The sequence below is a fragment of the uncultured Sphingomonas sp. genome (genome assembly GCF_937859915.1).
Classification (GTDB): Bacteria; Pseudomonadota; Alphaproteobacteria; order Sphingomonadales; family Sphingomonadaceae; genus Solisphingomonas.
Map to the genome: position 1 here is coordinate 1 of NZ_CALMAW010000063.1, position 10,181 is coordinate 10,181.

Genomic DNA, 10,181 nt, shown 5'->3' on the forward strand with positions numbered 1-10,181 from the left:
CCGTAGTCGACATCCTGCCAGGCGTTGAGCGTCGCGGTCGCGCGCGTCACCATCCGCTCGTTGAATACGAACGACAGGCCGGCGATGCCCATGCTGGCGAGCACCAGCGGCGCCAGGATCTGGTGCGCCGAGACGCCGCCCGCCTTCATCGCGATCACTTCGCTGTTCTGATTGAGCGTCACCAGCGTGATCAGCGTGCCGAGCAGCACCGAGAAGGGCAGGAAGCGCGCGACGATCTGCGGGACGCGCAGTGCGACATAATGCCACAGCTGATGCTGGCCGTTGCCGGGATAGGCGAGGATGGTACCCGATTCGCCCAGCAGATCGAGCGTCTGCAGCACGAACACGAGCGCCGCCAGCACCGCCAGCGTCTTCACCAGGAAGTTGCGCGCCATGTACCAGGCGAGCGTCCGCGACGGAAAGAATTGGAATTCGGGGGCGAGGCTCATGCGGGGATCGCGATCCGGTGATGGCTGAGGCGGGTCCAGCGGCGCACGGCGGCACCGATCTTGGCGGCGCCGCGCTCGAGCGCGCCGATCGGCTGCCCGCCGGGCTTGTGCGCGAGCGTATGGTACATCCACCAGATCAGCAGCGAGAACGCCAGGAACGGCAACCACAGCGCGACGATCGGGTTGATCTTGCCCAGCGCCGCGACCGCGGCCGCGTACTGGTTGATCTTGTGATAGGTGACGATCATCACGATCGAGAGAAACACGCCAAGTGCCGAGCTCGAGCGCTTGGGCGGCACCGCCAGCGCCACCGAGAGCAGCGGCAGCAGGAACATGATCGCGACCTCGACCATCCGGAAGTGGAATTCGGCGCGGCTCTGGATGCGCTCGGCCTTGGTGACCTTGCCGCTGTGCCCAGTACGGACGAGTTCGGGGACCGTCAGCTCCTGATTCTTGATGCCGCGCTGGCGGAAATTGTCGATCTTGGGCAGCGCGACAGGCAGGTCCTGGCTGGTGAAGGTCAGCACCCGCGGCGTCTTGAAGCCGGGCGCGTTGTTGACCAGCACGCCGTTGTGCAGGCGGAAAATGATCGTGTCGGGATCGTCGGTGCCGAAGAAGCTGCCGGTCTCGGCGGTCACCGCCGAGCTCTTGCCGTCCTGCCCCAGCGTGTGGACGAAGATGCCCGACAGGTCGCGCCCGCCATTCTGGCTGTGCTCGATCCGCATCGTGTCGTTCTTGCCGAGCTTGGTGAACTCGCCGACCTTGATCGAGGCGCCGAGCGCCCCCGAGCGCAGCTCGTAGCGCAGCCCCTCATAGGCATATTGCGAATAGGGCTGGACGAAGCCGACGATCCCGAGATTGACCAGCGCGAGACCGCCCGCGAACAGATAGGGCACCCGCAGCAGCCGGCCGTAGCTCCAGCCGAGCGCGCGGAGCACGTCGAGCTCGGACGACATAGCGAGACGCCGGAAGGCGAGCAGCGTCCCCAGCGTCAGCCCGATCGGCACGCCCAGCGACATATATTCGGGTATGGTATTGGCGAGCATCTTCCACACGACGCTGACCGGTCCGCCTTCGCGCACGACGAAATCGAACAAATTCAGCATCTTGTCGAGAAGCAGCAGCATCGCGGCGAGCAGCAGCGTCGAGATCAGCGGGACCGCGATCAGCCGGGCGACATAACGATCGGTCAGCGTCAGAAATCTCAAGGTTTGGACGCCTCATGACCATCTTCCGGCCGCATTTGCGACCGATTGAGAAGGGGGGTGGAACATGGGAGCGAAGGCCCCCGTGTCGCTGCCCCACGCGCCTATAGCTTCCGGGAGTTGCGAGGTCATGTCGAAAGTGCGGATCGGGTCGGGTGCCGCGCTACTGGCTGCCGCTATGGTGCTGGCTACGGCCGGTCATGCCGCGCCGGCGGGACCGTTCGCCGCCGCCTGCGAGACCGGCGAGCCTGCGATGCTGGTGCATGTCGTCGGCTTCAAGGCCCGCACCGGCGTGGTGCGCGTCCAATCCTATGGCGGCGATCCCGATCATTATTTCGACAAGGGCAGCTATCTGAAGCGGATCGACCTGCGCGTGCCGCCTGCCGGCGCGCTCGACGTCTGCGTGCCGGTGGCGACGCCCGGCCGCTATGCGATCTCGGTACGGCACGATATCGACGGCAGCGGCCATACCGGCCGGCTCGACGGCGGCGGCATGTCGGGTAATCCGCACGTCTCGCTGTTCGATCTGATGTTCAAGCGCAAGCCGTCGCCCGACCAGGTCGCGGTGATGGTCGGCCATGGCCTGCGCGTCGTGCCGATCACGCTCAACTATCTGTCGGGTGCCAGTTTCGGCCCGGTTGCGGCAAGCTGATGGCGCGCGTCGCTCTCCTCTCCAATCCGCGCTCGACCGGCAACCGCTCGCTGCTGCCGCGCATCCGTGCCTTCTGCGCCGAGCATCGCGACGTGTTCCACTACGAGGTCGAGGACGTCGCGCAGATCGGCGACGCGCTGCGCACCATCGCGCGCGTGCGGCCGACCATCCTCGTCATCAACGGCGGCGACGGCACCGTCCAGGCGACGCTGACCGAACTCTATCACGGCGATCATTTCGGCGTGGCGCCGCCGCCGGTCGCGGTGCTGCCCAATGGCAAGACCAATCTGATCGCGCTCGATCTCGGCGCGGTCGGCGATCCGCTGCAGGCGCTGGCGCGGATCATGGAGATCGCCGGCGATGACATGGCGCCGCACATCGTCGCACGCGAACTGATCGCGCTGACCCACGGCGAGGTCAATGCACGGCCGGTGCTGGGCATGTTCCTCGGCGGCGCGGGGCTCGCCGATACGATGCTCTATTGCCGCAACAAGATCTATCCGTTGGGCCTGCCCAATGTGCTCAGCCACGCGCTGACCGCGGTCGCGCTGCTGGTGACGCTGATTTTCGGCATCCGCGCCGCCTTCCTGCCGCCGAAGTCCAACCCGATCTCGGTGTCGGTGATCCGGGGCGGGGTGCTGACCGGCACGTTCGCGGTGATGATCGTCACCACGCTGCACAAGCTCGTGCTCGGCTGGAAGCAGGCGCAGGGCGGCACCGCAGGCGCGCTCCAGCTGATGATGGTCGAGCAGAACGCGGGATCGCTGGTCGGCGCGACGATGGCGAGCGTGTTCGGCCGGCTCGGGCGCAACCCGATCCGGGGCTTGCATATCGAGCGTGGCGACGAGATCCGGATCGAGGGCCGGTCGAGCGTGATCCTCGATGGCGAACTGTTCGAATCGCACGCCGGCCATCCGATCGTTCTGACGCCGACCGCGCCGGTGCCGTTTCTCAGCTTGGCGGCCTAAGGCGAGGTCGTCAGCCGGATGACCGACGAGCTGCGCGCCTTGGTCGCGGCCGAACTCGCCGAGCCCATCGAGCCTCGCGCGGCTCTGCTGGCGGCGGCGGTAGCGGCGCGTTACCCGGGGGCAGCTCGCGCGGTGCTGTTCTACGGCTCGTGCCTGCGCGAGCAGCGGCTCGACGGGCTGATGCTCGATTTCTATCTCATCGTCTCGGACTATCGCGCCGCCTATGGCAGGACCTGGCTGGCGACCGCCAACCGGCTAATCCCCCCCAACGTCTTTCCGTTCGAGGCGGACGGGCTTGCGTGCAAATATGCAATATTGAGTGTGACCGACTTCGCACGGCTATGTGGGCCGGCAACGGACAATCCCTCGGTGTGGGCGCGCTTCGCACAGCCGGCGCGGCTGGCGTGGGTGAAGGACGATGCTGTGCGCGCGGCGATGGTGGCGGCCGTCGCGCAGGCGGCGCCGACGCTGCTCGCCCGGACCCTGCCGATGGCCGACCGTCGCGGCGACCCGCTCGATCTCTGGCGGACCGCGTTCGCGCTCACCTATGCGGCGGAACTGCGTGCCGAGCGCAGGACGCGGTCGGGCAGCATCGTCGATGCCGATCCCGATCGCTATCGTCGCTTTTCGCCGCCGGCGCTCGAAGTGGCTCATGCGCTTGCGGCGGCCCGGCAACCGCAGGTGGTCGCGTTACGCGGTTGGAAGGCGACGCAGCGCCGTGGCAAGGCGCTGACGCTGCTGCGGCTCGCCAAGGCAAGCGCGACCTTCGCCGGAGGGCTCGATTATCTGGCGTGGAAGATCAATCGTCACGCCGGCGCCGCGATCGAGATCCAGCCTTGGCAGCGGCGCTGGCCGATCCTCGGCGCGATCACGCTGTTGCCGCGACTCCTGGCGCGCGGCGCGGTGCGCTGAGCGCGGTCGATACCGCGCGGTCGAGTGCCGCGATGGTGAAGGGCTTGCGCAACACCGCCTCGCCCTCGAGCTCGTCGCCGGCCTCGCCGGCATAGCCGGTCACGAACACAATGCCGACATGCGGATGGCGGACGCGCACCACCGCGCCAAGTTCGGGGCCGGTCATGCCAGGCATCACGACGTCGCTGATCATCAGCCGGATGTCGCGCCGCGCATCGAGCACCGCGATCGCTTCCTCGCCGCTCGCACAAGCGACGACGGCATAGCCAAGTTCGTCGATCGCATCGCTGGTCGCGACGCGCACACGCGGATCGTCCTCGACGATCAGCACAGGCTCGCGCGGCCCATGGTCGCGGGACGGGATCGCCGGAATGGCAAGCCGCGACGGCTCGGACACGATCGGCCGGCTTGCGGCGGCCGCCTGACCGCGGGGCAGGTAGAGCGACACGGTGGTGCCTTCGCCGGGTGCGGAGCGGATCGCGACATCGCCTTCGGACTGGCGGACGAAGCCGAAGATCTGGCTCAGCCCCAGCCCGGTGCCCTTGCCGACGGGCTTGGTGGTGAAGAAGGGCTCGAACACACGTTCGATGATCGCCGGCGTCATCCCGCAGCCGCTGTCGGTGACCGCGATGCAGACATGGTCGCCCGCCCGTGCTTCGCCGACTTCGCCGTGCGCGAGCACGACGTTGTCGACCGTGATGACCAGCCTGCCCGCGCCATCCATCGCGTCGCGGGCATTGACCGCCATGTTCAGGATCGCATTCTCAAGCTGGAGCGGATCGACCCACACCGGCCAGGCGCCGGCCTCCACCTGCGTCTCGACCACGACGCGCTCGCCGAGCGTGCGGTCGAGCAGGTCGGACATTCCCTCGATCAGCGCGCCCGCATCGATCGCCTCGGGCAGCAGCGGTTCCGCGCGCGCAAAGCCGAGCAACCTGCGGGTCAGCGCGGCGGCGCGATTGGCGCCCTCCATCGCATTGTCGATATGCCGTCCGACTTCGTCGGCCTCGATCGCCAGCCGGCGCCGCGCAAGATCCAGCCCGCCGACCACGACCGCGAGCATATTGTTGAAGTCGTGCGCGATGCCGCCGGTGAGCTGTCCGACCGCCTCCATTTTCTGCATCTGGCGCAGCTGTGCCTCGGCGGCCGCGCGCTCGGCCATCTCGCGTTGCAGCCGGTCGTTGGATTCGGTCAGCGCGCGGGTGCGTTCGGAGACGGCTTGTTCGAGCCAGCTTGCTCGGTCGTCGGCCGCCTCGGCCTCCTCGCTCGCCTGGCGCTGTGTGCGGATTGCCGACCACGTCGCCCAGGCGAGTATGCCCGCCCCCGCAATCAGGATCACGCCGATCGTCGACAACCAGGTGACCAACCGGTTGGCGAAGATCGATGCGGCATCCGACGCATCGAAGCGGGCCTGCAGCATCCCGCGCTCATGATCCGAAATCGCGGTCAGCGTACGATCGATCTGCGGGATCAGCTTGGAATGGCCGGCATTGTTGAATAGCAGCAGCGCCGGCCAGCCTTGGCGATAATAGGCCCGCGTCGCGGTCAGTCCGAGTTCGCTGCCGCGGGCGGTGTAGAGCGCGCGCAACTGGCGGACGAGGGCGGTTTCCTCGGGATCCTGCCCGACCAGCGTCTCGAGCTGGCTGATCTGCGCGCCGGCATCGAGCCAATTGTTGTAATAGCCGGTCCCCATGCCGCGATCGGCGCTGGTCGCGAATCGCCCGAGCGCCGCCTCGGCGCGCGCCATCGAGCTATCGACCGAGCGGGTGACGAGCATCACGTCGTAGCTGTGGCGCTCCATCGTCAGTGCACGATCGCGCGCGGTGGTCGATCGGTCGACCTGGACGATCAGCAGAATCACGAGCGTCGCCGCGATCGCCGCGCCGAACAGGATGGCAAGGCTTGCCGGCGTCAGCCAACGGCGCGGCGCGCCGCCGCCGCCATGCTCGACGTCGAAGGCCACCCGATCGGCTCGCTCGGTTTCGCCGGACCCCATGGCGCCAGTTTAGCGCCCTATTGGTTACCGGAAAAGTAACAACGCAGTCGGACTGCGGGAGATTGGCGACGAAATCGCACTTTGCCTCATCCCGCGGACCAGGTCGGCATCCAGAGCGCTGCGCGCCACCGCATTGCGCTTGGCTCTCGGATCAAGTCCGAGACGACGGGAACGCGGCGCGCGCCGATATTCTCAGCCGATACAGCCCACGGCACGCCCGGCTTGCGCAAACATCTCCATGATCTGGCCGACCTGCTCGTCGCGATGTTCGGCGCACAGCGAGCAGCGCAGCAGATAGGTGCCGGCGGGCGTCGCCGGCGGGCGCGCCATATTGACGTAGAGGCCAAGCTCCAACAGCGCCTGCCACATGCCGACCGCCTGCGTCTGATCGGACAGGATCACCGCGATGATCGCCGATTCCGCCGATTTGGTGCCCAGCGTGAAGCCAAGATCGCGCAGGCCCTGATGCAGCCGTCGGCTGTTCTTCCACAGCCGCTCGCGCTTCTCGCCCGCGTGCATCAGCTTGCGGATCGAGGTCGCGGCCGTCGCGACCACCGAGGGCGGCAGCGAGGCGGTGAACACATAGGGGCGGCAGACGAGGCGAAGCACTTCGAACTTGGGATGGTTGGAGACGCAGAAGCCGCCGACCGTGCCGACCGACTTGGAGAAGGTGCCGACGACAAAGTCGATGTCGTCGAGCACGGCCTCCTGCTCGGCGACGCCGCGGCCGTGATCGCCGAAGAAGCCCATGCTGTGCGCTTCGTCGCACAGGATCATCGCGCCATGCTTCTTGGCGACCGCGACCATCTCTTTCAGCGGCGCGATGTCGCCGAGCATCGAATAGACGCCCTCCAGCACGACCAGCTTGCCCGCATCCTTCGGCAGTCGGCCAAGACGCTTGTCGAGATCGTCGACGCTGTTGTGGCGGAAGCGGACGATCTCGGCATTGCCGAGCCAGCAGCCGTCGTAGATCGAGGCGTGGCTGTCGGCGTCGAGGATGATGTAGTCGCCCTTGCCCGCAAGCGTCGAGATCATGCCGAGATTGGCCTGATAGCCCGTCGAAAAGACGATGGCATGATCCATGCCGTAAAAGTCTTTCAGCGCCTCCTCGCATTCGCGGTGGCCCTGGTAGGTGCCGTTGAGCACGCGGCTGCCGGTCGTTCCCGCGCCATACTCGTCGAGCGCCGTCTTGCCCGCCGCGATCACGTCCGCGTCGAAGGTCATGCCCATATAATTATAGGTGCCGAGCAGGATTGTCGGCTTGCCGCCGATGATCGCCTCGGTCGGCGAGAGCACCTTTTCCATCACGATCGCGAAGGGATCGCGCACGCCGGTATCGAGCAGCGCCTGGCGCTCGGCGATCAGCGGATCGAACTTGGCGAGCAGATCGGGGGCGGACGCGTGCTCGAGCATGTCGAGCGGGCGATCCTCGCGGAGCGTGCCGGCGTCGGTCATGCCGCGGCCTTGAGCGTCTCGACGGCATCGACGAGCTGGCCGATCGTCTCGATCTCGGCCTGCATGTTCATCGTGATGATGATGTCGAAATCGTCCTCGACCGCCGCGACGAAGTCCATCACGGTCAGGCTGTCCCATTCGAGGTCCTGCGCGAAGCGGACCGCGTCGGTGAGCGGGATACCCTTCTTGTTGAAGGGCTCGATCAGGTCGGTGACCTTGGCGAAGGTCTCGTCGCGCGTGCTCATGGCCAATCCTTAGACTTTACAGGGTCCGCTTGCCAAACGAATGCGGCGGGAAGGGGGCGGTTCCGGGTCGAAAACATCGGTATGGCGCGGATAGCGGAGCGATTCATGCTCGCTTCGACGGGTATCGCGATCCCCCGGCCGCCGGCGTCCCTCAGCGCAGCAACCCCTCCTCGCGATAGCTGTCGGCGGCGACGGCAAGGCCGTCGATCGTTTCGAGCTGTGCGCGCCAGAGATGGGCGGGGGGGCGGAAGTCGGGGTTCACCACCCAGTCGTCGTGCAGGAAATAGCGTACGCGATCGACGGTGAGCTTGGCGTTGGGGCCGCGCATCATCGCGTCGAGCTTGGCGCCCGCGCGCATCGCCCAGGCGGGCACCGGTTGCGGGCGTACCCGCTTGCCGACGGCATGGCCGATCGCCTGTGCGAACTCACCATGCGTCCAGCCGTGCGGCCGACCGTCGTCGGGCTCGTAGATCGCGGCCTGGCTCTCATCGTCGTCGGGCAGCACCGCGAGCAGCAGGCGCACCAGATCCTGCGCGGCGATCACGGACATCCGGCCGCCCGGCGGCAGCGGCACCAGCCCGCGCATCGCGGCACGGAACAGCTCAAGCATGTCGCGGTCGCCCGGGCCATAGACTGCGGGCGGCCGGATGATCGTCCAGTCGAGCGCGGAGGCCGCGACGATGATTTCGGCACGCGCCTTCGACCAGCCATAATCGCTGAGCTTGGGCTCGCGCGCCGCCAGCGACGAGACGTGGACGAAGCGGCGAACGCCCGCGGCGCGCGTCGCATCGATGATCGCCATCGTGCCCTCGACATTGCCGGCGGCAAAGGCCGCGCGGTCGGGGACGTTCGTCACGCCGGCGACATGCAGCACCGCATCAGCGCCCGCGACGAGCTGGCTCAGCGCGAGCGGCTTTTCGAGCGAGCCGTAGATCCAGTGGACGCCGTCGCGCGGGGGGCGCGGCGCCCGGGTCAGCGCACGGACGAAATGGCCTTGCGCGAGCGCGGCGTCGATCAGGTGGCGGCCGACGAAGCCCGTGCCCCCGGTGATCGCCAGCGTGCGGAACCGGTTCCTCACAACAGCACCATATGGTCGCGGTGGACCAGCGCGGAGCGCGGCGCATAGCCCAGGATCGTCGCATGCTCCGCGCTGCGGCGTCCGGCGATCCGTTGCGCGTCGGTCGCGTCATATTCGCTCAGCCCGCGTGCGACCACACGACCTTCGGGGCCGACGATGTCGATCACGTCGCCGCGCGCGAACCCGCCCTCGACCGCGGCAGCACCGGCCGCAAGCAGGCTGGCGCCGCCGGCCAGCGCGCTGGTCGCCCCCGCATCGATCACGACGCGGCCATGCGCGGTAAGGCGGCCTGCCAGCCACGCCTTGCGCGCGCCGCTGCCGCCCGCCGCCGGAAAGATCGTGCCGCGCCCGTCGGCGGCGAAGGCGGCGAGCGGATGGTCACGGCGGCCGCCGACGATCGCGAGATGCGCACCCGCGGCGTGCGCGATCCGCGCCGCCTGCAGCTTGGCCAGCATGCCGCCCGAGCCCATGCCCGAGTCCGAACCGCCATCGGCCATCGCCATGATCCCGTCGTCGAGCGTCGCGACCTCGTCGATCAGCTTTGCATGCGGGTCGCTGCCCGGATTGGCGGTATAGAGGCCGTCGACGTCGGACAGCAGGATCACGCCGCCAGCCCCCGCCGCCTGCGCGACACGCGCGGCGAGCCGGTCATTGTCGCCGAAGCGGATTTCTTCGGTGGCGACCGTGTCGTTTTCGTTGACCACCGGCACGACACCCAGCGCCAGCAGCCGCGCGACCGTCGCGCTGACGTTGAGATAGCGGCGGCGGTCCTCGAGATCATCCAGCGTCAGCAGCATCTGCGCGGCGGTCAGCCCTTCGCTCCCTAGTAGTTCGGCCCACAGGTGCGACAGCGCGATCTGTCCGGTCGCAGCGGCGGCCTGCGCATCCTCGAGGCAGGCGCGGCCGCCGGCCGGCAATCGCAGGCGCCGCGCGCCGAGCGCGATCGCGCCCGACGACACGACGATCAGCTTCTGGCCCGCGCGATGCCGCGCGGCGAGATCGGCGACGACGCCCGCCAGCCAGTCGCGACGAACGGCCCCGTCGGGATCGACCAGCAGCGCCGATCCGATCTTGACGACCAGCCGGGGACAGGATGCAGGGGCGAAACGATCGGCGCGGGTCATGCGGCAACTTTAGCGGGAGGAGGCGACCGCTTAGGCGGAGAGCACGGCGGTCACAATGGGGACCAGGGCGCTTCTTCCTGCTGCGCACTCGACTGGG

The 10,181-nt window shown here is 68.0% G+C and carries 10 protein-coding genes; 3 read left to right on the forward strand and 7 right to left on the reverse strand.

Annotated elements, in window-relative coordinates:
* Together Q0326_RS08715 and Q0326_RS08720 are read right to left on the reverse strand one after the other, a co-directional pair.
* Window positions 1–449: LptF/LptG family permease (locus tag Q0326_RS08715; RefSeq protein WP_298689225.1), on the reverse strand; the 449-nt coding region annotated here is incomplete at its 3' end.
* Window positions 446–1,657 carry an LptF/LptG family permease gene (locus Q0326_RS08720; protein WP_298689227.1) on the reverse strand — a complete coding sequence of 404 codons (1,212 nt, stop codon included), beginning with the start codon at window positions 1,655–1,657 and terminating at the stop codon, window positions 446–448. The genes Q0326_RS08715 and Q0326_RS08720, both read right to left, overlap by 4 nt.
* A gap of 127 nt (window positions 1,658–1,784) precedes the next feature.
* Here Q0326_RS08720 and Q0326_RS08725 point away from each other — a divergent pair, with 127 nt between their 5' ends.
* The 3 genes from Q0326_RS08725 to Q0326_RS08735 are packed head-to-tail and all read left to right on the forward strand — an operon-like array spanning window position 1,785 to window position 4,186.
* Window positions 1,785–2,306 carry a DUF2141 domain-containing protein gene (locus Q0326_RS08725; protein ID WP_298689229.1) on the forward strand — a complete coding sequence of 174 codons (522 nt, stop codon included), beginning with the start codon at window positions 1,785–1,787 and terminating at the stop codon, window positions 2,304–2,306.
* Window positions 2,306–3,274 carry a diacylglycerol kinase family protein gene (locus Q0326_RS08730; protein ID WP_298689231.1) on the forward strand — a complete coding sequence of 323 codons (969 nt, stop codon included), beginning with the start codon at window positions 2,306–2,308 and terminating at the stop codon, window positions 3,272–3,274. The genes Q0326_RS08725 and Q0326_RS08730 overlap by 1 nt, the downstream gene beginning before the upstream one ends.
* 18 nt (window positions 3,275–3,292) lie before the next feature.
* The gene (locus Q0326_RS08735; protein ID WP_298689233.1) at window positions 3,293–4,186 is read left to right on the forward strand and encodes a hypothetical protein; all 894 of its coding nucleotides are present in this window, start codon (window positions 3,293–3,295) and stop codon (window positions 4,184–4,186) included.
* On the opposite strand, the gene Q0326_RS08740 is transcribed toward Q0326_RS08735, so the two are convergent.
* From Q0326_RS08740 to proB, 5 genes are all read right to left on the reverse strand, one after another.
* Window positions 4,143–6,149 (reverse strand): ATP-binding protein, encoded by a 2,007-nt coding sequence (locus Q0326_RS08740; RefSeq protein ID WP_298689235.1) that lies wholly within the window; start codon window positions 6,147–6,149, stop codon window positions 4,143–4,145. The two genes, Q0326_RS08735 and Q0326_RS08740, sit on opposite strands and share 44 nt — an antisense overlap.
* 225 nt (window positions 6,150–6,374) lie before the next feature.
* Complete coding sequence (locus tag Q0326_RS08745) at window positions 6,375–7,595, reverse strand: aminotransferase class I/II-fold pyridoxal phosphate-dependent enzyme (protein WP_298689332.1); 1,221 nt, start codon at window positions 7,593–7,595, stop codon at window positions 6,375–6,377.
* 38 nt (window positions 7,596–7,633) lie between these two features.
* Window positions 7,634–7,882, reverse strand: a complete 249-nt coding sequence (locus Q0326_RS08750) for an acyl carrier protein (protein ID WP_298689237.1) — start codon at window positions 7,880–7,882, stop codon at window positions 7,634–7,636.
* 151 nt (window positions 7,883–8,033) lie between these two features.
* A complete protein-coding gene (locus tag Q0326_RS08755) occupies window positions 8,034–8,960 on the reverse strand; it encodes an NAD-dependent epimerase/dehydratase family protein (RefSeq protein WP_298689239.1) in 927 nt (308 codons plus the stop codon).
* Entirely contained in the window at window positions 8,957–10,084 is a 1,128-nt protein-coding gene (proB, locus tag Q0326_RS08760) for a glutamate 5-kinase (protein WP_298689241.1), read from the reverse strand. Before proB ends, Q0326_RS08755 begins: the two co-directional genes overlap by 4 nt.
* Between the last annotated feature and the right edge of the window lie 97 nt (window positions 10,085–10,181).